General features: G+C 73.2%; 14 protein-coding genes and 2 pseudogenes. 9 read left to right on the top strand and 7 right to left on the bottom strand.

Annotated features, from left to right (window positions below; translation table 11 throughout):
* The coding region (locus EBN88_RS16875; protein WP_147472745.1) for an ATP-binding protein at positions 1–1209 on the bottom strand (1209 nt) is incomplete at its 3' end.
* A gap of 560 nt (positions 1210–1769) precedes the next feature.
* Here EBN88_RS16875 and glnA point away from each other — a divergent pair.
* From glnA to EBN88_RS16860, 3 genes are all read left to right on the top strand, one after another.
* Positions 1770–3131 (top strand): type I glutamate--ammonia ligase, encoded by a 1362-nt coding sequence (gene glnA / locus EBN88_RS16870; protein WP_122184716.1) that lies wholly within the window; start codon positions 1770–1772, stop codon positions 3129–3131.
* A gap of 154 nt (positions 3132–3285) precedes the next feature.
* Positions 3286–4677, top strand: coding sequence for an FAD-binding oxidoreductase (locus EBN88_RS16865; protein ID WP_122184715.1), 1392 nt, complete (start codon positions 3286–3288; stop codon positions 4675–4677).
* Between the two features lie 123 nt (positions 4678–4800).
* Positions 4801–7800 (top strand): bifunctional [glutamine synthetase] adenylyltransferase/[glutamine synthetase]-adenylyl-L-tyrosine phosphorylase, encoded by a 3000-nt coding sequence (locus EBN88_RS16860; protein WP_122184714.1) that lies wholly within the window; start codon positions 4801–4803, stop codon positions 7798–7800.
* Between the two features lie 38 nt (positions 7801–7838).
* On the opposite strand, the gene EBN88_RS16855 is transcribed toward EBN88_RS16860, so the two are convergent.
* Positions 7839–8723 carry a phosphatase PAP2 family protein gene (locus EBN88_RS16855; protein ID WP_122184713.1) on the bottom strand — a complete coding sequence of 295 codons (885 nt, stop codon included), beginning with the start codon at positions 8721–8723 and terminating at the stop codon, positions 7839–7841.
* Between the two features lie 140 nt (positions 8724–8863).
* Positions 8864–9883: a LacI family DNA-binding transcriptional regulator gene (locus EBN88_RS16850; protein WP_122184712.1), complete on the bottom strand. Its 1020-nt coding sequence runs from the start codon at positions 9881–9883 to the stop codon at positions 8864–8866.
* 339 nt (positions 9884–10222) lie between these two features.
* On the opposite strand from EBN88_RS16850, the gene EBN88_RS16845 reads away from it, so the two are divergent.
* The 5 genes from EBN88_RS16845 (at position 10223) to EBN88_RS16825 (ending at position 16296) form a co-directional block, all read left to right on the top strand.
* Entirely contained in the window at positions 10223–11482 is a 1260-nt protein-coding gene (locus EBN88_RS16845; protein ID WP_122184711.1) for an extracellular solute-binding protein, read from the top strand.
* A gap of 32 nt (positions 11483–11514) precedes the next feature.
* Positions 11515–12552: a carbohydrate ABC transporter permease gene (locus tag EBN88_RS16840; protein WP_122184710.1), complete on the top strand. Its 1038-nt coding sequence runs from the start codon at positions 11515–11517 to the stop codon at positions 12550–12552.
* A 2-nt stretch (positions 12553–12554) separates the two neighbouring features.
* Positions 12555–13481, top strand: a complete 927-nt coding sequence (locus tag EBN88_RS16835; RefSeq protein WP_122184718.1) for a sugar ABC transporter permease — start codon at positions 12555–12557, stop codon at positions 13479–13481.
* 83 nt (positions 13482–13564) lie between these two features.
* Positions 13565–15250, top strand: coding sequence for a glycoside hydrolase family 13 protein (locus tag EBN88_RS16830; RefSeq protein WP_122184709.1), 1686 nt, complete (start codon positions 13565–13567; stop codon positions 15248–15250).
* Positions 15238–16296 (top strand): LacI family DNA-binding transcriptional regulator, encoded by a 1059-nt coding sequence (locus tag EBN88_RS16825; protein ID WP_407703420.1) that lies wholly within the window; start codon positions 15238–15240, stop codon positions 16294–16296. Before EBN88_RS16830 ends, EBN88_RS16825 begins: the two co-directional genes overlap by 13 nt.
* Positions 16297–16309: 13 nt before the next feature.
* Here EBN88_RS16825 and EBN88_RS16820 read toward each other — a convergent pair whose 3' ends face one another.
* Positions 16310–16789, bottom strand: a complete 480-nt coding sequence (locus EBN88_RS16820; protein ID WP_122184708.1) for a RidA family protein — start codon at positions 16787–16789, stop codon at positions 16310–16312.
* Positions 16790–16910: 121 nt separating this feature from the next.
* Between EBN88_RS16820 and EBN88_RS16815 the strand changes: the two genes are divergently transcribed.
* Positions 16911–18503, top strand: a complete 1593-nt coding sequence (locus EBN88_RS16815; RefSeq protein ID WP_233580737.1) for an N-acyl-D-amino-acid deacylase family protein — start codon at positions 16911–16913, stop codon at positions 18501–18503.
* A gap of 81 nt (positions 18504–18584) precedes the next feature.
* On the opposite strand, the pseudogene EBN88_RS32735 reads toward EBN88_RS16815, so the two are convergent.
* From EBN88_RS32735 to EBN88_RS30600, 3 genes and pseudogenes are all read right to left on the bottom strand, one after another.
* Positions 18585–19016 (bottom strand): annotated as a pseudogene (locus EBN88_RS32735) (AbfB domain-containing protein); the annotation flags it as partial.
* 48 nt (positions 19017–19064) lie between these two features.
* Positions 19065–21371: pseudogene (locus EBN88_RS16810) on the bottom strand (AbfB domain-containing protein); the annotation flags it as partial.
* A gap of 691 nt (positions 21372–22062) precedes the next feature.
* On the bottom strand, positions 22063–23892 hold a 1830-nt coding region (locus EBN88_RS30600; RefSeq protein ID WP_122184705.1), incomplete at its 5' end, for a hypothetical protein.

The raw sequence follows: 23892 nt of genomic DNA, 5'->3' as shown, positions 1-23892 counted from the left end.
GGCCGCCGCCGTGTGCCCGCCGGCCGCCGCCGCGTGCCGCCGCCGGCGGCGCTGCGGCAGGCCGTTGGCGTTGCGCTCGTACTGCGGCTCCTCGTCCAACTCGCCGATCGGCAGGTGCCACTGGGGCGTCGGCCGCAGCGCCGGCACCGGGTACTTGGGCGGGGGAACGGCGGTCAGCAGGTCGTCGGGGATGAAGACGACCGCGCGCACGCCCTCGCAGGTGGAGGGGCGCAGCGAGATCTTGACGCCGTGGTGGCTGGCCAGGATGCCGGCGACGCGCAGCCCGATCCTGGCGGTCTCGCCCAGGTCCTCCAGGTCGAGGCCGTCCACACCCTGCTGGAGCAGGAACTCGGCCCGGCGCCGCGACTCCTCCGTGAGGCCGGCGCCCTTGTCCTCGATGGAGACCTCGACGCCCGAGGCGACCTCCTCGGTGTTCATCACCACGGTGCTGGTGGGCGGGGAGTAGCGGGTCGCGTTGTCCAGCAGCTCGCCCATGATCATGATCAGCGGCTCGACCGCGTGGCCGACGACGGCCGTCTCGATCACCCGGTGCTGCTCGACGCGCAGGTACTCGTTGATCGGGCCGGAGCCGGCGCGCATCACGTCGTGCAGTGAGATGGGCCTGGCCCAGCGCCGCACGGGGGCGCCGCCGCCGACCACGGCCAGGCTGGTGGCGAACCGGCCGGTGACGTTGATGCGGTGCTCCAGGTGCATCAGGTCGCTGAGCACATCGGGCGTGCCGTGCCGGAACTGCATCGTGGCGATGTCGTCCTGGAGGCGGTGGATCTCGGACTGGATGCGGTGCGCGATGTTGACGATCGCCCGCTTCGCCGAGTCCCGCTGCAACTCCTTCTCGCGCAGCACGTCGAGGATGCCGTAGGCCATCCCCTCGAAGGCGGCGACGAGTTGGGGGTCGGAGGAGGTCTCCTCGGGGAGCGAGGGGATGACGTCGTCCTCCAGGTCGCCGTTCTTCATCCGGTCCAGGGCGACGGGGAGCAGGTCGTACGCCATCAGGTCGGCGTCGGCGACATGCTGGTGGAGGCGGGCCTTCAGCAGCTCGACGGCCCGGCCGCGCCGGGCGGTCTCGCCGGCGATCAGCAGCACCGCGAGGGTGGCCAGGGCGCCGCACCACACCACGGCCAGGCGGGCGTCGGCCGGCACCAGGAACACGGCGCCCAGCGCGCCGAGCGCCACCAGGGCGGGCGGCACGAACCACCGTCCTGTGGGCAGGACCGGTCGGCTGGTTCGCTCTAATGAACCGACGTGCACCATGGGCTTCCTCACTGGCTTGCGGCGGACTGGGACGACTCGACGGGGAAGGGACGGGACGGTCGGGCCGCGACGGTGGCCCATGCCACTGACATGTGCGCCGGCGCGCGGCCGCGACTAGCCGTAGCTGTCACAACTCGCTATGTGACACAGGAGAGTAGAGGTCTTCCAGCGGGTGCCGCAGGCACTTGCGCAAAGCTCCCCCGATCGAGCGGCCGACACCGGGTTCCGGTCGGCTGGCAACGCCTCGGGGTCGGCGCTGACCTGCGGTTTCCCGCTCGAACGCGGGGAGTTGTCGGTCTGTGAACCCATGGCCAAGGGTCGCCTTCCGGGGCCCCGCCCTCGGTGCCCCACAATGGAGCCAACGGCCCCGGGACGTCCGGTCGCCGAACCGCAACGCGTCGGAAATCCTGTGATGGGATGCTCGGGAGTCCCCTGAGCGGTCCCGTCCGCCGCGCGGCCGGGGACGAGAGCCGTCTGACCAGCGAGGATGGGTGGAAATGGAGAAGCAGCAGGAGTTCGTGCTCCGCACGCTGGAGGAGCGGGACATCCGTTTCGTGCGGCTGTGGTTCACCGACGTGTTGGGCTTCCTCAAGTCCGTCGCGGTCGCCCCCGCCGAGCTGGAGCAGGCCTTCGAGGAGGGCATCGGCTTCGACGGCTCGGCCATCGAGGGCTTCGCCCGGGTCCACGAGTCCGACATGATCGCCAAGCCCTCGCCCGGCACCTTCCAGATCCTGCCCTGGCGGGCCGAATCCCCCGGCACCGCGCGGATGTTCTGCGACATCCTGATGCCGGACGGCTCGCCCTCCTACGCCGACCCCCGCTATGTCCTCAAGCGGGCCCTGGCCAAGAGTTCCGACCTGGGCTTCACCTTCTACACCCACCCCGAGATCGAGTTCTTCCTGCTCAACCAGAAGCCCGTGGACGGCAGCCGGCCCACCCCGGCCGACTCCTCCGGGTACTTCGACCACACCCCGCAGAACGTGGGCATGGACTTCCGCCGCCAGGCCATCACGATGCTGGAGTCGATGGGCATCTCCGTCGAGTTCTCCCACCACGAGGGCGCCCCCGGCCAGCAGGAGATCGACCTGCGGTACGCGGACGCGCTCTCCACGGCCGACAACATCATGACGTTCCGGCTGGTGATGAAGCAGGTCGCGCTGGAGCAGGGCGTGCAGGCCACGTTCATGCCCAAGCCGTTCTCCGAGTACCCGGGCTCGGGGATGCACACCCACCTCTCGCTCTTCGAGGGCGACCGCAACGCCTTCCACGAGACCGGCGCCGAGTACCAACTCTCCAAGGTCGGCCGGTCGTTCATCGCCGGGCTGCTGCGGCACGCCGGGGAGATCTCGGCCATCACCAACCAGTGGGTCAACTCCTACAAGCGGATCTGGGGCGGCGCCCAGCGCACCGCCGGCGCCGGCGGCGAGGCGCCCTCGTACATCTGCTGGGGCCACAACAACCGCTCCGCGCTGATCCGGGTGCCGATGTACAAGCCGGGCAAGACCGTCTCCACCCGGGTCGAGGTCCGCTCCCTGGACTCCGGCGCCAACCCCTACCTCGCCTACGCGGTGCTGCTGGCCGCCGGGCTCAGGGGCGTCGAGGAGGGGTACGAGCTGCCGCCCGGCGCCGAGGACGACGTCTGGGCGCTGACCGACCGGGAGCGCAGCGCGCTGGGCATCGAGCCGCTGCCGCAGAACCTGGGGGAAGCCATTCAGCTGATGCAGCGCAGCGAGCTGGTCGCCGAGACCCTCGGCGAACATGTCTTTGATTTCTTCCTCCGCAACAAGCGCCAGGAGTGGGAGGAGTACCGCTCCGAGGTGACGGCCTTCGAACTGCGCAAGAACCTGCCGGTCCTCTGAGGGGGCAGCCAGACGGCGGACAGGGGTGAAAGGGGGCGCGCGAACGAGCCCGCGCGCCTCCGGGTGATCCGGCGACGCTCATACGAGGGATGTAAGAAGGGCCCCCGGACCTCAAGACTGTGTGCTTCCCAGCGCACAGCCGAGAGGACCTCACGTGGCCGCCCATCCGCTCGCCCGGCAGCTCGCCCGGCATCTGCGCGGCGCCGTCTTCGACCCCGGCGACGCCAGCAGCGCCGCCGCCGAACCGGCCGCCCCGCCCGCCCCGTTCAACGGCGTCGCCCGGCACGACCCGGAGCTGACCGTCGCCGCCGCCGACCGGGACGACGTCCGCACCGCCGTCGCGCACGCCGCCGAACGGGGCCTGCCGGTCGCCGTCCGCGCCACCGGACACGGCATCACCCGGCCCGCCGACGGCGGGCTGCTGCTCAGCACCCACCGGATGACCGACGTCCATGTCGACCCCGCCGCCAGGACCGCCAGGGTCGGCGCCGGCGCCCGCTGGGAGCAGGTGATCAGGGCAGCCTGGGCGCACGGCCTCGCCCCGCTCAACGGCTCGTCCCCGCAGGTCGGCGTCGTCGGCTACACCCTGGGCGGCGGCCTCGGCCCGCTGGCCAGGCGGTACGGCTACGCCGCCGACCTGGTGACCCGCCTGGAGGTGGTCACCGCCGACGGCACCGTCCGGCAGGCGGGACCCGAGGGCGAACCCGACCTCTACTGGGGCCTGCGCGGCAGCAAGGACAACCTGGGCGTGGTCACCGAGCTGGAGTTCGGCCTGGTGCCGGTCGACCGCTTCTACGGCGGCGGGCTCTTCTTCCCCGGTTGGGCGGCGGCGGAGGTCACCCACACCTGGCGGGAGTGGACGGCCACCGTGCCCGAGACCATGACCACCTCGCTCGCCCTGGTGCGCTTCCCCGACATGCCGCCGTTCCCCGAACCGCTGCGCGGGGCCCACGTGTTGCACCTGCGGGTCGCCCACACCGGGCCCGTCGCCGAGGGCGAGGCGCTGCTCGCCCCGCTGCGCGCCGTCACCGCGCCGCTGCTGGACACCGTCGCCGAGCGCCCCTACCTGGAGATCGCCCGGGTCCACGACGACCCCGTCGAGCCGCTGGACCACCACGCGCACTCGGTGATGCTGCGCGGCCTCGACGCCGCCGCCGTCGACCAGGTCCTCACCCTCGTCGGGCCCGAGGTCTCCCAGTGCCCCGCCTACATGCTGGAGCTGCGCCACCTCGGCGGCGCCGCCGGCCGGCCGCCCGCCTCGCCCAGCGCCGTCGGCAACCGCGACGCCGTCTTCAGCCTGATGGTGATCTCCCCGCCCGAGTCCACCGGCTCCTACGCCGACGCCCTGATCAAGCGGATGATCCCCTGGTCCACGGGCCGCTCCTACGTCAACTTCCTCACCGGCCCGCTGGCCGTCGCCGCCGCCCCCGACGTGCACGACCCGGCCGACGTCCCCCGGCTGGCCGAGCTGAAGCGCCGCTTCGACCCGGACAACATGTTCCGCTTCAACCACAACATCGCCCCGGCCCCGGCACGCGGCGCCTGAACGCCCCCGACCGGGACGCCGAGGAACGCACCGAGGCGGGCGTGGCTAGGCTTCGTTCCGACAGGACCGGCCGCGCGCCACGGCGGCCGGTCGCCAGGTCAGGACCGAGAGGGGACGACCACGGTGCCGGTGGGAGGACGAAGGGACAGCCGCTTCGGACAACTGCTGCGCCGGGGGTTCACCGACGCCTCGGCCGCCGACCGCCTGCTCGACACGCCGGCCCTGCGGCCCGTCGCCCAACACCCCGCCCTGCTGGACGCGTTCGGCTCGGTCGCCGACCCCGACCAGGCGCTGCGCGCGCTCGCCCGGCTGGTCGAGGCCCAGCCCGAGGCCGAACGCCCCCGGCTGCTGGACACCCTGCTCGCCGCCAAGCCGCTGCGGGACCGGCTGCTCGCCGTGCTCGGCGCCTCCGAGGGCCTCGCCGACGAACTGGTGCGCCACCCCGCCACCTGGCAGGCCCTGGTCGCGTTCGAGACCAGCGACCTGCACCCCGGCACCGAGGAGTTCACCGCCGCGCTCGCCGACGCCCACGACCGCGACGCGCTGCGCGTCCACTACCACCGGGCGCTGCTCACCATCGCCGCCCGCGACCTCACCGGCAGCAGCGACCTCGCCGAGACCGCCGCCGAGCTGGCCGACCTCGCCACCGCCACGCTCCGCGCCGCGCTGCGGATCGCGGAGGCCGGCGCCCCGGGCGACGCCGCCCAGTGCCGGCTGGCGGTCATCGGCATGGGCAAGTGCGGCGGGCGCGAGCTGAACTACGTCTCCGACGTCGACGTGATCTTCGTCGCCGAACCCGTCGAGGGCGTCCCCGAGGAGACCGCGCTGCGCGCCGCCACCCGGCTGGCCTCCGCCATGATGCGGATCTGCTCCGAGCGCACCGCCGAGGGCACCATCTGGCCCGTCGACGCCAACCTCCGGCCCGAGGGCCGCAACGGCCCGCTGGTGCGCACCCTGAGCAGCCACCTCGCCTACTACCAACGCTGGGCCAAGACCTGGGAGTTCCAGGCGCTCCTCAAGGCCCGGCCCATCGCCGGCGACCTCACGCTGGGCGAGGAGTACCGCGCGGCCGTGGACCCGCTGGTCTGGCGGGCCTCCGAACGGGAGAACTTCGTCCCCGACGTGCAACGGATGCGGCGCCGCGTCGAGCGCTCCGTCCCCGCCGCCCAGCTGGAGCGGGAACTCAAGCTCGGGCCCGGCGGGCTGCGCGACGTCGAGTTCGCCGTCCAGCTGCTCCAGCTGGTGCACGGCAGGACCGACCCCGAGCTGCGGCACGCACCCACCCTTCAGGCGCTGGCCGCGCTCGCCGAGGGCGGCTACGTCGGCCGCGCCGACGCCGCCGCACTGGACCGCTCCTACCGCTTCCTGCGCACCGTCGAACACCGGATACAGCTCCACCGGCTGCGCCGCACCCATCTGATGCCGACCGACGAGGCCGAGCTGCGGCGCCTGGGCCGCTCCCTCGGCTTCACCGGCGACCCGGTCAGGGAGCTGACCGACGCCTGGCGCCGGCACACCTCCGGCGTGCGCCGGCTGCACGAGAAGCTGTTCTACCGGCCGCTGCTGGAGGCCGTCGCCCGGCTGGAGGCGGGACAGGCCAGGCTCGGCGAGGGCGCGGCCAAGGAACGCCTCGAAGCCCTCGGCTACACCGACCCGACCGCCGCGCTGCGCCATCTGACCGCGCTGGCCTCAGGGGTGAGCCGCAAGGCCGCCATCCAACGCACGCTGCTGCCCGTGCTGTTGGACCGGTTCGCCGACTCGGCCGACCCGGACGCCGGGCTGCTCGGCTTCCGCAAGGTCTCCGACGCGCTGGGCTCCAGCCCCTGGTACCTGCGGCTGCTGCGCGACGAGGGCGCGGCGGCCGAGAACCTCGCCCGGGTCCTGTCCGCCGGCCGGCTCGCCCCCGACCTGCTGTTGCGCGCCCCCGAGGCGGTCGCCCTGCTCGGCGACCCCGCAGGGCTCGCGCCGCGCGGCCGGGCCGCCCTCACCCAGGAGGTGCGCGCGGCCGTCGGCCGGGCCGGCTCCCCGGAGGACGCGGCCGCCGCCGCGCGGGGCGTGCGCCGGCGCGAGATGTTCCGCACGGCCGCCGCCGACATCATCGGCGCCTACGCGCCCGAGGACAGCCCGGACGCCCTCACCGACCACGGCGCCGCCCTCGACCTGGTCGGCGACGCGCTCACCGACATCAACGCGGCCACCCTGGTCGGCGCCCTGGAGACCGCGACCGCCGCGCGCCGCGCCGGGGGCGAGGAGCCGCTGACCCGGCTCGCGGTGATCGCGATGGGGCGCTTCGGGGGGCGCGAGCTGAGCTACGGCTCGGACGCCGACGTCGTCCTGGTGCACGACCCGCTGCCCGGCGCGGACGAGTCGGCCGCCGCCAACCAGGCCAGGGCGCTGGCCAACGAGATGATCCGGCTGCTCCAACTGCCCAGCGTGGACCCTCCGCTGCTGGTCGACACCGACCTGCGCCCCGAGGGCCGCAACGGGCCGCTGGTCCGCTCGCTGGCCAGCTACGCCGCGTACTACCGCCGCTGGTCGCTGGTCTGGGAGAGCCAGGCGCTGCTGCGCGCCGAGCCGGTCGCCGGGGACGAGGACCTGGGCCGGCGCTTCGTCGAACTCGTCGACCCGCTGCGCTATCCGGCCGAGGGCCTGGCCCAGAAGGACGTCTTCGAGATCCGGAAGCTGAAGGCCAGGATGGAGGCGGAACGGCTGCCGCGCGGCGCCGACCCGACGACCCACACCAAGCTGGGGCGGGGCGGGCTCTCCGACATCGAGTGGACGGTCCAGCTGTTGCAGCTCCGCCACGCGGCGGAGCTGCCCGCGCTGCGCACCACCGGCACCCGGCCGGCGCTGGCCGCCGCGACGGCGGCCGGGCTGCTGTCGGCGGACGACGCGGAGATCCTCGACGAGGCGTGGGTCCTGGCCTCCCGGGTCCGCAACGCGGTGATGCTGGTGCGCGGCCGGCCGCTGGACACGTTCCCGACGGACAGCAGGGAGACGGCGGCGGTCGCCCGTTACCTGGGCTACGAACCCGGCACGGCGGGCCGCATGTTGGACGACTACCGGCGCGTGACGCGGCGGGCGCGGGGGGTTGTGGAGCGGGTGTTCTACGAGGGGGAGTAACGAGGGCGGGCGGGCCAGCCGGCCCGCGCCGCTAGCCGCTAGGCCCGGGCCTTCGCCTCCCCCGGTGGGGCTTCCGCGTTCTCCGGAGGAACCTCCCGGGGGAGCCGGTAGCACAGCCGCCCGAACCACAGTCGGGAGACCAGGTAGCCCACGCCCAGGCACACCAGCCCGCCGACCGCGTCCAGCCAGAAGTGGTTCGCCGTGGCCACGATCACCAGCAGCGTCGCCACCGGGTACAGCGCCCCCAGCAGCTTGATCCACAGCGGCCTGGCCAGGACGGCTATCGTGATCCCGCACCACACCGACCAGCCGATGTGCATCGACGGCATGGCCGCGTACTGGTTGGAGACCGAGGCCATCGCGCTGTCCTCGGCGGAGAGCGAGCCCCAGGTCTGGTGGACGCTGGCCGTGTCGATGAAGTCCATGCCCTCCATCAGCCTCGGCGGCGCCAGCGGGAAGAAGTAGTACCCGATCAGCGCCACCCCGGTGGTGACGAAGAGCACCAGCCGGGTCGGCCCGTAGCGCCCCGGGTGGCTGCGGAACAGCCACACCAGCACCGCGATGGTGACCACGAAGTGCAGCGTGGCGTAGTAGTAGTTCATCGTCACCACGAGCCACGTGACGCCCTCGACCGCGTGGTTGACCGAGCGCTCGAAGGCCAGGCCCAGGTGGCCCTGGAGGTCCCAGATCCAGCGGGCGTGCTTCTGGGCGTCGGCGACCCGGTCGGGTGCCGCGTTGCGGATCGCGGAGTAGATCGCGTAACTGACGGCGATCAGCAGCAGTTCGAACCAGATCCGAGGGCGCGCGGGAAGCCGGGGACGGGAGAAGCGTCTGCCGGGGGCGGACAGGGTGTTGTGTCGGTCGGTCACGGACACGTCCGCTTCCACTCGTTCATCGCTCGGACTGATGCTGGTTGCCCCCATGGGCCACTAGTCTGCCAGAGCGACTCAGTCCGCCCGATCATCCTCCGGTCTGGTCTTCGGCCCGGTTCGTCTCCATCGTCCGATGGATGCCACCCCGGAGAGCCAGGTCAGGGGCGTCCCAGGCACCACCTCGGGCGGGGTCAGCGCGCCGGCGCGGCCGCCGTCGAGCCGCGCACCACCAGCTCGGGCATGAAGACGAACTCGCTGGGCGGCGCCGGCGTTCCGCCCAGCTCCTCCAGCAGCGCCCGCACGGCGGCCTGGCCCATCGCCGGCACCGGCTGGCGGATGGTGGTCAACGGCGGGTCGGTGAACGCGATCAGCGGCGAGTCGTCGAAGCCGATCACCGAGCAGTCCCCGGGCACCGCGAGACCTCGTTGCCGCGCCGCGCGGATCGCGCCCAGCGCCATCATGTCGCTGGCGCAGATCACCGCCGTGCAGCCCTTCTCCAGCAGCGCTGAGGCCGCCGCCTGCCCGCCCTCCAGGGTGAAGAGGGAGTGCTGGACCAGCTCCTCGGCCCGCTCGGCCGGCAGGCCCAGCTCGGCGGCCATGCCCTCCAGGAAGCCGGCCAACTTCCGTCGCACCGGAACGAACCTGATCGGTCCGAGCGCCAGGCCGATCCTGCGGTGGCCCAGGGACACCAGGTGCGTCACGGCCAGCCGCATCGCGGCCCGGTCGTCGGGCGACACGAACGGGGCGCGAACGGTCGGCGCGTAGCCGTTGATCAGAACGAAGGGGACGCCGCTCGCGCGGAGTCGGTCGTAGCGCTCCATGTCGGCGGAGGTGTCCGCGTGCAGCCCGGAGACGAAGATGATCCCGGTCACCCCGCGCTCCACCAGCATCCCGGTCAGCTCGTCCTCGGTGGAGCCGCCCGGGGTCTGGGTGGCCAGCACCGGGGTGTAGCCCTGACGGGTGAGTGCCTGGCAGATGACCTGCGCGAAGGCGGGGAAGATCGGGTTCTCCAGCTCGGGGGTGATCAGCCCGACCAGGCCGGCGCTGCGCTTGGTCAGCCGCGCCGGCCGCTCGTAGCCCAGCAGGTCGAGGGCGGCGAGGACGGATTCGCGGGTGGCCGTGGCGACGCCGGGCTTGCCGTTCAACACCCGGCTGACGGTCGCCTCACTGACCCCCGCCTGGGCTGCGATGTCGGCTAGCCGCGCGGTCACAGTCCGGGACCTTACCCGGCGCCGCCGACACTGCCTACCGGCGGCCTGGCGAAGCTGGGCTTCCGTGCGGAAATGTGGGGATATTCCGTGCTCGGCGCCGCCTCGCGCGAGCCGGCGGGAGGCCGCCCCCAGGGTGTCGGGTCGTCGTCCGCCGGGCGGTCGCGGGTGCGCTCCGTGGTGGAAAAAGTCCTGTCCAGCGCACTCTTGCAGAAATTTGCCGCAAGGTCTTTCCAAAGTCTTGCGTCACTGTTACGTTCCTGCTCGGCCCGGCGCCGCGGTGGCGCGGCGCATAGGGTGGTTATACCGCCCCAAATCGGGCGAACGGTTGAAGGAGTTCACATGCGGCGCAGCATAGGGACCACGGCCGTGCTGGCAGCACTGGCTGTTGCGGCAACAGCTTGCGGCGGGGACGACGGCGGGGACAGCGGGGGCGGGAGCGGCGAGGGCGGGGAGCTTTCCGGCACCGTCACCTACTGGGACACCTCCAACGAGACCGAGGCCGCGGTCTTCGAGGCCGTCGCCAAGGAGTTCGAGGACCAGCACCCGGGCGTCACCGTCGACTACGTCAACGTCGGCTTCGACGACGCCCAGAACCGCTTCAAGAACGCCGCAGGCGCCAACGAGGCTCCCGATGTGATGCGCACCGAGGTGGCGTGGGTCGCCGACTTCGCCAGCCTCGGCTACCTCTACCCGCTGGACGACACCGCCGCGCTGGAGGACCAGGAGGACTTCCTGGCCGAGCCCTGGGCGAGCACCCAGTACGAGGGCCAGACCTACGCGGTGCCGCAGGTCACCGACACCCTCGCCCTCTTCTACAACCGCGCCCTCCTGGAGGAGGCCGGCGTCGAGGTGCCCGAGTCCCTCGACCAGATCCGCGAGGACGCCGCCGCCTACGAGGACGCCGGCACCACCCCGCTCTATGTGCGCGGCGACGACCCGTACTGGTTCCTGCCGTTCCTCTACGGCGAGGGCGGCGACCTGGTGGACGCCGGGGCGCAGGAGGTCACCGTCGACAACGCGGCCGGCGTGGCCGCGTTCGAGCAGATGAACGACCTGGTCGAGTCGGGCGTCGCGATCACCGACACCAGCGACGGCTGGGAGAACATGATGTCGGCCTTCGCCGACGGCGACATCGCCATGATGATCAACGGCCCCTGGGCCATCGCCGACGCCCAGGCGGCGCTCGGCGAGGACCTGGGCGTGGCCCCCGTCCCCGCCGGCGGCGAGGCGCAAGGCTCCCCGCTCGGCGGCTGGAACTACGGCGTCTACGCCGGCACCCCGGACGCCGACGCCTCCTTCGAGTTCGTGAAGTACATGGCGTCCGCCGAGACCCAGGCCAGGATCACCGAGGAGCTGAGCCTCCTGCCGACCCGCGAGTCCGTCTACGCGGAGCCGGCGGTGGAGGGCAACGAGATGGTGCAGTTCTTCAAGCCGGCCGTGGACGTCGCCCACGAGCGCCCCTGGATTCCGCAGGCCCAGTCGCTCTTCGAGCCGCTGCGGACCTCCAACGAGGCCATGCTCACCGGCTCCGCCTCCCCCGAGCAGGCGGCCAACGACACCGGCGACGCCTACCGTGACCTGCTCGAAGACTGGCAGTGAGCACGGGCCCCACGGGACGGAGGGCCGACACCATGACTGACGCCGCACCCATCGACGCCACCCCGAACCCCCAGGGCACGCCCGCGTCCCCGGTCCCGGCCACCGCCGGGGCCGGGGCGCCCGGCGGCCGCCCCCGCGTCCGCCGCAGGGCGCTGCGGCACCGGCTGGCGGACTACTGGTACGCCTGGGCGATGATCACGCCGGTGGTCGCGGTGATCACCGTGATCATCGGCTATCCGCTGGTCCGGGGCATCTACCTCTCGCTGACCGACGCCGACGAGGCCAACGTCGAGCGCACCATCGGTGTCAACACCATCGAGGCCACCTACGAGTTCGTCGGCCTGGAGAACTACCGCGACGTCCTCACCGACGACGTGTTCTGGGACCGGCTCGGCTGGACCGTGGTGTGGACGGTGGCCTGCGTCGGCATCACGTTCGTCATCGGGCTGACCCTGGCCAACATGCTCAACCGCGCGTTCCGGGGCCGCACGCTCTACCGGATGGCGCTGATCCTGCCCTGGGCGATCCCGGCGTTCGTGTCGATCTTCGCCTGGCGGATGCTGTTCAACGAGCGCAACGGCATCCTCAACGGGGTGCTGGACTCCGGCGGCATCGAGGGCATCGCCTGGCTGTCCGACCCGACCTGGGCCAAGATCGCGGTCATCGCGGTCAACGTGTGGCTGGGCGTGCCGTTCATGCTGATCGCGATGCTGGGCGCGCTCCAGTCCATCCCCGCCGAGCAGTACGAGGCGGCCGAGATGGACGGCGCGGGAGCCTGGCAGCGCTTCGTCAACATCACGCTGCCCGGGGTGCGTTCGGTCGCCATGACGGTGGTGCTGCTCTCCACCATCTGGACGTTCAACATGTTCCCGGTGATCTTCCTGCTGACCCGGGGCGGGCCGGCGGGGTCCACGGACATCCTGGTGACCGAGGCGTTCCGGCTGGCGTTCATCAACAGCCCCCGCGACTTCGCCGGCTCGGCGACCTGGGGCGTGCTGATCCTGCTGATGCTGGTGCTGTTCGCGATCGCCTACCGCAGGGCGCTGCGGCGACAGGGAGAGGTGTGGTGACCATGGCGACCGATACCACCCGGGTCGACGGGACCGAGCCGCTGCCGGTGCCGGGGCCAGCGGGTCGGGGAACGAACGGACGCCCGCGCGGGCGGGTGCGGCGGCGCGGCGAACGCGGCCCGCTGGCCTCGTTCGGGCTCCATCTCACGCTGCTGGTGGCCGCGTTCATCGCGCTCTTCCCGCCGCTGTGGCTGCTGGTGACCTCGTTCAAGCCGAAGAGCGAGACCTTCTCGCTCTCGCTGGTCGCCGACTTCACGCTGGACAACTACGACCATGTGGTCAACGACACCGCGTTCCTCACCTGGTTCGGCAACTCGGTGCTGATCGTCCTCGTCACCACCGTGGTCGGCGTGCTGATCTCCTCGACCACCGGCTACGCGCTCAGCCGCTTCCGGTTCCCCGGGATGCGGCCGCTGATGTGGACCCTGCTGATCACCCAGATGTTCCCCATGGCGGTGCTGATCGTGCCGCTGTACAACCTGATGTCGCGCTACGGCCTGCTCAACCAGCCGGTCGCGCTGATCGTCACCTACCTCACCATCGCGGTGCCGTTCTGCGCCTGGATGATGAAGGGCTTCTTCGACACCATCCCCGTCTCCATCGACGAGTCGGGCCGGGTCGACGGGCTCAACCCGTTCGGCACCTTCTGGCGGCTGATCATGCCGCTGGCCCGGCCGGGTCTCGCCGTCACCGGGTTCTACACCTTCGTGACGGCCTGGGCCGAGGTGGCCTACGCGACCGCCTTCATGACCGGCGAGGACAACCTCACCCTCGCCGGCGGCCTCCAGACCTTCGTCAACCAGCACACCCAGGACTGGCATCTGATGACGGCCGCCGCCGTGCTCATCGCCGTGCCCGCGACGGTGGTCTTCGGCTACGCGCAACGGCACCTCCAGTCCGGCCTCACCGCCGGCGCCACCAAGTCCTGAGAACGTCCTGACGGCGGCGTGCCCCCCCACCGCGACCCCACCCGTCAGCAGCCTCGTCAACTGCCCCGAAAACCAGGGATGTCATGACCCAGCACCTCGCTGACCGCACCCGGCCGACCAGCGAAGCCCGCGCCCCGCGCCCCACGCCCGAGTCGGGGGCGGCGCCCCGCCCGCCCGAGTGGTGGCGGGACGCGGTGATCTACCAGGTGTATCCGCGTTCCTTCGCCGACGGCAACGGCGACGGGATGGGCGACCTGGCCGGCATCAGGTCCCGGCTGCCCCATCTGGCGCGGCTCGGCGTCGACGCCGTCTGGCTCAGCCCGTTCTACGCCTCGCCGCAGGCCGACGCCGGCTACGACGTCGCCGACTACCGGGCCATCGACCCGATGTTCGGCGACCTGCACGACGCCGACGCGCTGATCCGTGACGCCCACGACCTGGGCCTGCGGATCATCGTCGACCTGGTGCCCAACCACTCATCGGACCGGCACGAGTGGTTCCAGCGCGCGTTGCGCGAGGGCCCAGGCTCCCCGCTGCGGGACCGCTACCACTTCAGGCCTGGGCGCGGCTCGGGCGGCGAACTGCCGCCCAACGACTGGGAGTCCATCTTCGGCGGGCCGGCCTGGACCCGGCTGCCCGAGCCGGACGGCGAGTGGTACCTGCACCTGTTCGCGCCCGAACAGCCCGACTTCAACTGGGAGAACCCGGCCGTCCGCGACGAGTTCCGCTCGGTGCTGCGGTTCTGGCTGGACATGGGCGTGGACGGCTTCCGGATCGACGTGGCCCACGGCCTGGTCAAGGCGCCCGGCCTGCCGGACATGGGCCACGCCGGGCAACTGCGGCTGCTGGGCACCCAGGTGCTGCCGTTCTTCGACCAGGACGGCGTCCACGAGATCTACCGCGCCTGGCGGCAGATCCTCGACGAGTACCCGAACCAGCGGATCGGCGTGGCCGAGGCGTGGACGCCCAACGAGAGCCGCACCGCGCTCTATGTGCGGCCCGACGAGCTGCACCAGGCGTTCAACTTCCACTATCTGAACACCCCCTGGGACGCCGCCGAGCTGCGGCGGGTCATCGACTCCTCGCTGGACTCGATGCGCCCGGTCGGCGCGCCCACCACCTGGGTGCTGTCCAACCACGACGTGGTCCGCCACCGCACCCGGCTCGGCGGCGGGCTGGCGCGGGCGCGCGCCGCGACGCTGCTGATGCTGGCGCTGCCGGGCTCGGCCTATGTCTACCAGGGCGAGGAGTTGGGGCTGCCCGAGGTGACCGACCTGCCGGACGAGGCGCGGCAGGACCCGGCGTTCTTCCGGCGGGGCAGCGGCGGCGACGGGCAGGACGGCCAGGACGGGCTGCGCGACGGCTGCCGGGTGCCGATCCCGTGGACCAGGGACGGGGCCTCGTTCGGCTTCGGCGGCGGCGCCGGCTGGCTGCCGCAGCCGGCCGGCTGGGGCGAACTGTCGGTGCAGGCGCAGGAGGGCGACCCCGACTCGACGCTTGAGCTGTACCGCTCGGCGCTGGCGGTGCGCCGGGAGCAGGCGGCGCTGGGCGCGGGCGACGGCGTGGAGTGGCTGGAGGCGCCCGAGGGCGTGCTGGCCTTCCGCCGCCGGGGCGCGGACGGCAGCGCGGTGCTGGTGGTGGCCAACACCACCGAGGCGCCAGTGGAGTTGCCGGCCGGCTGCGCCGGGGCGCGGCTGCTGCTGGCCAGCGGCCCGTGCCGGGCGGACGGGCCGCTGCCGGCGGACACCACCGCCTGGTGGCAGGGGTGAGCCAGCCGGGATCACCCGTTCCCGCCCGGCTGGCGGACATCGCGCAGCAGGCGCGGGTCAGCGAGGCCACCGTCAGCCGGGTGCTCAACGGAAGGTCGGGCGTGGCGGCCGCGACCCGGCAGCGGGTGCTTGCCGCGCTCGACATCCTGGGCTACGAGCGGCCGGTGCGGCTGCGGCAACGCAGCGCAGGGCTGGTCGGGTTGGTGATCCCGGAGCTGACCAACCCGATCTTCCCGGCGTTCGCGCAGGTCATCGAGCGGGCGTTGGCCGGCTACGGCTACACGCCCGTGCTGTGCACCCAGACCCCGGGCGGCGCCACCGAGGACGAGCTGGTGGAGCAGCTGGTGGAGCGCGGCGTCACCGGCGTCGTCTTCCTCTCCGGGCTGCACGCCGACACCTCGGCCGACCCGGCCCGCTACACCCGACTCGCCGGCAGGGGCGTGCCGTTCGTGCTGATCAACGGCTTCAACGAGCGGATCGGCGCGCCCTTCGTCTCCCCGGACGACGCGGCGGCCAGCCGGATGGCGGTGCGGCACCTGCGGGAGCTGGGCCACCGCAGGATCGGGCTGGCCGTCGGGCCGCACCGCTTCGTCCCGGTGCGGCGGAAGGTCGCCGGCTTCGAGGCGGCCGTGGCCGAGGAGAACGCGCGCGGCTCGGCGGACGGGCGGCCCGTGACGGGCGTGGTGCGGCACACCCTCTTCAGCCTGGAGGGCGGACAGGCCGCCACCGCCGCCCTGTTGGACGACGGCTGCACGGGCGTGGTGTGCGGCAGCGACATGATGGCGCTGGGCGCGATCCGGGCGGTGCGGCAGCGGGGTCTCGCGGTGCCGGCGGACGTGTCGGTGATCGGCTTCGACGACTCGCAGCTGATCGCGTTCACCGACCCGCCGTTGACGACGGTGCGGCAGCCGGTCGCCGCGATGGCCTCGGCCGCCGTGCACGCCCTGCTGGAGGAGATCAACGGAAACCCGGTGCAGCACACGGAGTTCGTCTTCCAGCCCGAGCTGGTGGTGCGCGGCTCCACGGCCGCCGCGCCCGCCGGCTGACGGCCGCCGCCGGTCAGACGGCGGCCAGCGCGTCGATCTCCACCAGCATGTCGGGGTGCGGGAGTTCGACGAAGACGGTGGTGCGGCAGGGCAGCACCCCGCTGGGGCAGTGCTCGCGGACGAACGCGCCGTACGCCTCGTTCATCGCGGCGAAGTCCTCCCGGCGGGTGAGGTAGACGCGGAACATCAGCACGTCCTCGACGCCGGCGCCGCCGGCCGCCAGGACGGCCCGCACGTTCTCCAGGGTGCGGGCCGTCTGCGCCCGCACGTCGCCGGGGTGGACGTAGGCGCCGCTGGCCGGGTCCTGCGGGCCCTGTCCTGAGACCTGGAGCAGCGGGCCCTTGCGCAGGCCCTGCGAGAAGTTCCAGGCGGGCGCGGGCGCCGCCTCGGTGCGCACCGCCGTCTTGGCCGCTTGCGCCGGGTCCGTCGGGTCCGTGGGGTCCGTCGGGTCCGTGGGGTTCGTGGGGTTCGTGGGGTTCGTGGGGTCGCTCATGAGGGCGTCGCCTTCCGCCGGGGTGGGTGCCGGCGGCAGGGTAGACCACGCGGGCCCGCGCGCGGTACGGCGGGCGGAACGCTCGGGCGCGCGGACGCGCCCTTCGACGGGAGGAGCGGCGGTGGCGGAGCTGCTGATCAGGGGCGCGCTGGTGGTGGACGGCACCGGCGGGGCGCCGTTCCGCGCCGATGTGGCGGTGGACGGTGGCCGGATCGCCGCCGTGGGCGGCCCCGGGCTGACGGGCCGGCGGACGCTGGACGCAGACGGGCTGGCGCTCGCCCCCGGCTTTGTCGACATGCACGCCCACTCGGACCTGGCGCTGCTGACCGATCCCGACCACCTCGCCAAGGTCGCCCAGGGCGTGACCTGCGAGGTGCTCGGCCAGGACGGCCTGTCGTACGCGCCCGTGGACGACGCCACGCTGCCCCAGGTGCGGCAGGCCATAGCCGGCTGGAACGGCGACCCGCCCGGCCTCGACTGGAGTTGGCGCGACGTGGCGGGCTATCTGGACCGGCTGGACGCGGGCATCGCGGTCAACGCCTGCTATCTGGTGCCGCACGGCTCGGTGCGGATGCTGGCGATGGGCTGGGACGCCCGGCCCGCGACCGAGGCCGAGCTGAACGCCCAACGTGCCCTGCTGGCCGAGGGGTTGGCCCAGGGCGCCGTTGGCCTGTCCGCCGGGCTCACCTACCCGCCGGGGATGTACGCGCCCACCGGCGAACTGGTCGCGCTCTGCCGGGTCGTCGCGGAGCACGGCGGGTTCTTCGCGCCGCACCACCGCTCCTACGGAGCCGGCGCGTTGGACGCCTACGCCGAGATGGTGGCGGTGGCCAGCCGCTCGGGCTGCGCCCTGCACCTGGCCCATGCCACCCTCAACTTCGCGGTGAACCGGGGCCGTTCGGGCGAGCTGCTGGCGCTGCTCGACGCGGCGGAGCGGGACGGCGTCGACCTCACCCTGGACAGCTATCCCTACCTGCCGGGCTCCACCACGCTCGCGGCGCTGCTGCCCAGCTGGGCCGCCGAGGGCGGCCCCGCCGCGACCCTGGCCCGGCTGCGGGACCCGGCGGCGCTGGCCCGCGTCCGGCACGACCTGGAGGTGGCCGGCTCTGACGGCTGCCACGGGGTGCCGGTGGAGTGGGAGACCATCCGGATCGCCGGCTCCCGCGACCCGGCGGCGGTCGGGTCCACCGTCGCCGAGCTGGCGGCCCGGGCCGGCCGGCCCCCGTTCGAGGCGGCCCGCGCGCTGCTGCTGGGCGACGAACTGTCCACCGGCATCCTCCAGTTGGTGGGCAACGAGGAGAACGTCCGCGCCCTGATGCGGCACCCGGCGCACACCGGCGGCAGCGACGGCCTGCTGGCCACCGCCCGCCCGCACCCCAGGGCCTATGGCACGTTCCCCCGCTATCTGGCCCGCTACGTGCGGGAGTTGGGGGTGCTGAGCCTGGCCGAGTGCGTGGCCCATCTGGCCGGCACCCCGGCGCGGCGGCTGAGGCTCGCCGGCCGGGGCCTGGTCCGCGCCGGCTACCACGCCGACCTGGTGCTCTTCGATCCGGAGACGGTGTCCGACACCGCGACGTTCGAGCGGCCCAGGCAACTGCCGCGCGGCATCCCGTACGTGCTGGTCGGCGGCGTTCCCGCGATCGACGACGGGCGGCCGACGGGCGCGCTGCCCGGGCGGGCGCTGCGCCGCCGCCCCGACGGGACGGTGGCGTGAGCGCCGGGCGACGCCCGCGAACGGACGTGGCGCCCCTCCCTGCCGGGGAGGGGCGCCACGCGTCCGGAACGCCGGGTGGCGCTACGGCGCCAGGGCCGGGATCACCCGCCAGCTGACGTCGGCCTCGTAGGACTCGGGCAGGTCGTAGTCGTGGCCGCCGCCCTTCACGGCCACCCACACCTCCTCGGCGAAGTGCCGTATGTTCCCTCCCAGTTCGTTGACCGAGGCGAGCCGGACGCTGCCCGTCGACGCGCCGGGCTGGGCGCAGAACGTGGCGTCCCGGTCGAACAGCTCGCTGCCGTCGTCCGGGGCGAGCCGCACCCGGAACTCGGCGTGCCGCAGGTAGCTGCCGGGCTGGTTGGCCGCCTCCAGCGAGTAGCAGGACGGGTCGGCCAGGCCCCGGCGCACCACGAAGGTGGCGTCCTCGCGGTCCTGCTGAGCGCTGTCCCCGGCGATCACGTCCGTCCTGGCCAGCGACTCGCGGTGGCGCAGCACCCGGTCGGTGAACCCGTCCGAGGTCACCTGGAACGAGACCCGCTCGTCCAGCGGCAGCTCGGCGCCGCTGCGCCACAGCGGCAGGGCCACCGCCCAGGTCGCGTCGGCGGCGAAGGACTCCGGGGTGTCCCACGGCTGGTCGCCGCCCTCGCTCGCCAGGTACACGCCCTCCTCGAAGTGCCGTAGGAACGAGCCCGGTTCACTGAACGACTCCAGCGAGGTGCCGCCCCCGCCGAGCCCCGGCGTCGGGCAGAAGGTCGCCTCGGGGCCGCCCTCGCCCAGCACCAGCCGGTCGTCGGCGCCGTGCCGCAGATAGCCGCCCGGCTGGTTGCTCGCCTCGAACGAGACGCAGGACGCGTCGGCCAGGCCGGGACGGCTGAAGAAGACCGCGTCCCGCCGGTCGGTGTCCGCGCTGCCCTCGTCGACGACGTCGGTGCGCGCGACGCCGCCCGTGTGCCGCAGATAGCGGTCGTCGAAGCCGTCGGTGGTGACCCGCAGCGAGACCGGCTCCCCGGTGCGGACCTGGCCGCCTCCCGCCTCGGCCCGCACCCGCTCGTTGACGGCCCGCACCTGGTCGGCGTTGACCTTGAGCACCTGCCGGTCATAGGTGTAGAAGCCGTTGACCTCGTTCTCCAGGTCGTAGGGCTCGGTGTAGACCGAGCCCGACAGGCCCCGGCCGTGTACGAACCGACCGACCTCCTCGGTGATGGTCACATAGCGGTTGGTCAGCGACGCCTCGTCCGGGTACAGCGCGCCATAGCCGAAGCCGGCGCCCGGCTCCCACTCGTGGCCCTCGATCGCCCGGCCCAGGCCGCCGTACTCGCCCAGCACCGCGAACCGGTCGTCGTCCGGCGGCCGGGTGCCGCCCGACATCTGGTAGGCGTGGTCGTCGATCACGTCGCCGTTGCCCGGATCGGGGTCGGACAGGCAGCAGTTGGAGCCGGAGTTGTGGTTGACCGGCCGGGTGTCGTCCAACTCCCTGATCAGGTCCACGATCCGGCCCGCGTCGTACTCGCCCCAGCCCTCGTTGAACGGAACCCACTGGACGATCGACGTGATGCCCCTGAGGTTCTCGACCATCCGGGCCAGCTCGGCCTCGTAGTTGGCCTTGCCCTCGGCGCTGGGCTCGTCCACGGTGTTGGGCGAGGGCATGTCCTGCCAGACCAGCAGGCCCAGCCGGTCCGCGTGGTAGAACCAGCGCGCCGGCTCCACCTTGATGTGCTTGCGGACCATGTTGAAGCCGAGCGCCTTCTGCGCCTCCAGGTCCCAGGCGAGCGCCTCGTCGGTGGGCGCGGTGTAGAGCCCGTCCGGCCAGTAGCCCTGGTCCAGGGTGCCCATCTGGAAGACGAACTCCCCGTTGAGCAGCGGGCGCGTCACGCCGCCGACCTGGCCGACGCCCAGCGAGCGCATCCCGAAGTAGCCGCCGACGCTGTCGCCCGGGGTGGCGCCGTCGGGCCCGGTGAGGGTGACCCGCAGGTCGTAGAGGAACGGGTCCTCGGGCGACCAGAGCCGGGCGTCCGGCACCGGGACGGACAGCTCGCCGCCGGCCTCGCCGGTGGCGCTGCCCACCACGGTGTCGCCGTCGAGGACCTCGGCCACCACCTGGTGGCCCTCGGCGCCCTCGGCCTGGACCACCAGGTCCAGCTCGCCGTCGGGCACGTCGGGCGTGGTGTCCAGGCGGGTGATGTGCGCCGCCGACACCGGCTCCAGCCAGACGGTCTGCCAGATGCCGGAGTTGGCGGTGTAGAAGATGCCGTCCGGGTCGAGGCGCTGCTTGCCGATGGGGAAGTCACCGGCGTCCACGGGGGAGTGGACCCCCACCACGATCTCGTTCTCGCCGCCGCCCAGCGCGTCGGTGATGTCGAAGGAGAACGGGTCGAAGCCGCCGGTGTGGCCGCCGACCTCGGTGCCGTTGACCCAGACCCTGGTCTCCCAGGTGACCGCGCCGAAGTTGAGCTTGATCCGCTCACCCGACCAGTCCTCGGGCACGGTGAAGGCGCGCCGGTAGAACATGGTGTCCTCGTGGCGCTGGATGCCCGAGAGGGCGGACTCGATCGGGTAGGGCACCAGCACGGCCTCGTCCAGCTCCTGGCCGATCGGCGGCGCGTCGAGGTCGCTCGCCCCGGTGAACTCCCAGACGCCGTTCAGGTTCAGCCAGTCGGGGCGGGTGAGTTGGGGGCGCGGGTACTCGGGCAGGGCGTTGTCCGGGCCGACCTCGTCGGTCCAGGGGGTGGTCAGCCGGGGCTCCTTGGGCTCCCAGACGGGCGCGCCGGACGCGGATGGCGCCAGGGCGACCGCCAACGAGACGGGCAGCAGAAGCGCCAGCAGCGCTCCCACCAGCCGTCTGGCGGCTCGGTTCGCTGACAGGGGCATGGGGGTGAACTCCCGTGGGATGTGGGGGTGTTGACGACGGGGTGGTGCGTGGTCGTGCTCCAGTGCGTGGTCGTGCTCCAGTGCGGTGTGGTGCTCTCGTGTGGTGGTGCTCTCGTGTGGTGTGGCTCTCGTGCGGGTGGTGTGGGCGGTGCGGTGGTGCCCCGGCCTGGTGTTCTTCTCCGTGGTGTCCAGGTCGGCGACCAGCGCCCGGCGGTCCAGCGGAGCCTCGTTGAGCGTGGTGGGGGCGGCGGGGCGGCCGAGGCCGCCTGACCCGTGAGCAGTCCGACGGCGACTCCGGGAACGAGGGCCATCCGCGCGGCTCGACGGGCGCTTGCTCATGCTCGACTCCTCAGCAAAACGGCAACAGAGTCACACAGAACATCGAGGGAACGCCCCAGAAGTTAACGGAGGAACGCGAGCCCGCCTAGGTAACGCGTTTGAATTAGTTGATAGTTGATCGCATGGCCGCATGTGACGGCTCGTCACTCGGCGGCGTCCGCGCGGCGGAGAGCCCCGGCCGAGCGGGCGCGTGAGGCCCGAGGCGGCCCTCCGCTCGGCCGGGGCACGCGGGCAAGGTAGCAACTCGCAAGAACTTGCGAAAGGGATTGCACGGCTCTGTCGGAGGAGCCTGCGCGGCCCCGCCGGCCCGCCGGTCCCGCCGACCCCCGGGCTTCGCCCGGGCTCATCGGGTTCAGTCGCCCAGCATCGCCAACTCGCCGCCGTCGGCCAGGGTCGCGGTCAACCGCGCCTGGGCGCCCTCCTCCGCCGGCAGCGCCAAGGTCCTGCCCTCGTCCCGGCCCGTCACCGCGCCACCCGCCGCGATCTCGACGACCTCCTCGCTGCCGGCCGCCAACAGGAACCAGCCGGCGTCCTGCGAGCGCCACAACACCCCGCTCAACACGCCCGGTTGGCGCTCACCACAGGACGGAACGTCCTCGGCCGCCGCCGTCACCACCGCCCCGTCGTCCTCCTCGTGCGAGGGGTCGAGGAACTGTGTCCACACCCGCGCGCCCGTGCCGCGCCAGGTCTCCGCCCGGCCACAGACCCAGCGCGCGGTCCCGCCGTCCTCGGGTAGCGACTGCTCGGCGAACTCCCACGCGTTCACCGACCGCACCCCGCCGCCACCGACCGACGCCAGCTGGCAGGCCAACGGGCCCCACGCCTCCCGGGTCGCGGCCACCGAACCGCCGTCCCCGGCGACGCCGGGCGCGCCACGGGTCAGCAGTGCCGGCGTCAACTCACCCAGATCCGCGAGGAGAAGCGGGCCGGCCGCGTCCGTTCCCCCTCTCGTTCCTCCGGTGCCGGTGCCGGTGCCGGTGCCGGTGCCGGTGCCCGCGCCGCTTCCCGTCGCGCCGTCCGCCGTCAGCTGGAGCGCCGGTACCTCGGTGCACGCCCCGTCCTGGCGCGCGGAGTGCAGGGGGCCGCTCACCCCGTGCTCGTCCACCGGCAGCTCGGCGGCCGGCCGGCCCGGGACCAGCAGGTCGGTCGAGGCAGCCTCCGTCACCCAAGGCGCCAGCAGATAACGGGTGTTGCCGTCCCCGCGCTGCACGACCACGGCCGAGGCGCCCGCCAGCCCGGCGCCGTCCACCCGGGCCAGATCCAGGACCACCTCGCCCTCCCGGGCCCCCGTCGGCTCCGCATACCGCACCAGCCGCAGCCCGTCGTGCAGCAACACCACGGAGATCCCGCCGACCTCCCCGGCGAAGAGCAACTGCGCCGGGCCCGGCGGCGGACCGGTCTGCGTGCCGGGCGTCGCCGAGACCCGCACCTCGTCACCCGGCCGCGCCCACACCGCCAACGCCCGCCGCAACAGACCCGTGTCGTCCAGCGCCGAACCGCGCGCCGGCCACACGGAGAAGTCCGTCCGCGCCGCCTGCCGCCAGGCGTCGGCCGGCATCCGCCGCAGCCCGGCCGGGTCGAGCGCCGCCTGGGCCGCCGCGTTCTCGCTGTACGGCGGGGCGGCGGCGCCGTCCGGACCCCAGCCGTCGGGGAACACCGCGAACCCGCAGACCACCACGGCCACCGCCACCGCGCCGACCAGCGCGGTCCTGGTGCGCTGCCGGCGCCGCAACAGGTCGGTCGGGCGCGCCTGGAGGGCGCACGGGTCGACCAGCGGGGCCTCGCTCTCCACCGCGTCGGCGGCGGCCATCGCCGCATCGATCCGATGCTCCGGCTCTCCGGCGCCGGCCAGCAACAGCCGGATCTCGGCCGGGCTCAGGCCGTCGATCCTGCGCAGCGCGTAGGCGGCGCGGGCGGTCGCTGACAGCGCCCCGAGGCGCTGGTCGAGCGCCACCTCCTCCGGCTCGCCGGCGCGCGGGAAGAGGCGCAGGCCCCACACCCGGGGCAGCGGCAGCGGTGTTTTCGGGAGCCAGCCGAACTCGCGGCCGGCGAACCGCACCGGCCGCTGCGCGGCCAACGCCGCCCGCACGACCCGCAGTCGCAGGAGCGCGTAGCCGGCGTCGGTGGCGGGCGTGGGCGCCGGCGCGGTGCCGCCGCCGCGCTGCGCCGGCAGCACCGGCGG

The sequence above is a fragment of the Streptomyces triticirhizae genome (assembly GCF_003696235.1).
Lineage (GTDB): Bacteria > Actinomycetota > Actinomycetes > Streptomycetales > Streptomycetaceae > Streptomyces > Streptomyces triticirhizae.
The sequence above is the reverse complement of the archived record's forward strand: the minus strand, read 5'-3'. Positions and strand labels throughout refer to the sequence as shown.

What these genes read in the sequence shown, in the direction of transcription:
- glnA (WP_122184716.1), top strand. Translation starts at nt 1,770, where the DNA reads ATGGAGAAGCAGCAGGAGTTCGTGCTCCGCACGCTGGAGGAGCGGGAC.
- EBN88_RS16855 (WP_122184713.1), bottom strand. Translation starts at nt 8,723, where the DNA reads ATGGGGGCAACCAGCATCAGTCCGAGCGATGAACGAGTGGAAGCGGAC.
- EBN88_RS16845 (WP_122184711.1), top strand. Translation starts at nt 10,223, where the DNA reads ATGCGGCGCAGCATAGGGACCACGGCCGTGCTGGCAGCACTGGCTGTT.
- EBN88_RS16840 (WP_122184710.1), top strand. Translation starts at nt 11,515, where the DNA reads ATGACTGACGCCGCACCCATCGACGCCACCCCGAACCCCCAGGGCACG.
- EBN88_RS16835 (WP_122184718.1), top strand. Translation starts at nt 12,555, where the DNA reads ATGGCGACCGATACCACCCGGGTCGACGGGACCGAGCCGCTGCCGGTG.
- EBN88_RS16830 (WP_122184709.1), top strand. Translation starts at nt 13,565, where the DNA reads ATGACCCAGCACCTCGCTGACCGCACCCGGCCGACCAGCGAAGCCCGC.
- EBN88_RS16820 (WP_122184708.1), bottom strand. Translation starts at nt 16,789, where the DNA reads ATGAGCGACCCCACGAACCCCACGAACCCCACGAACCCCACGGACCCG.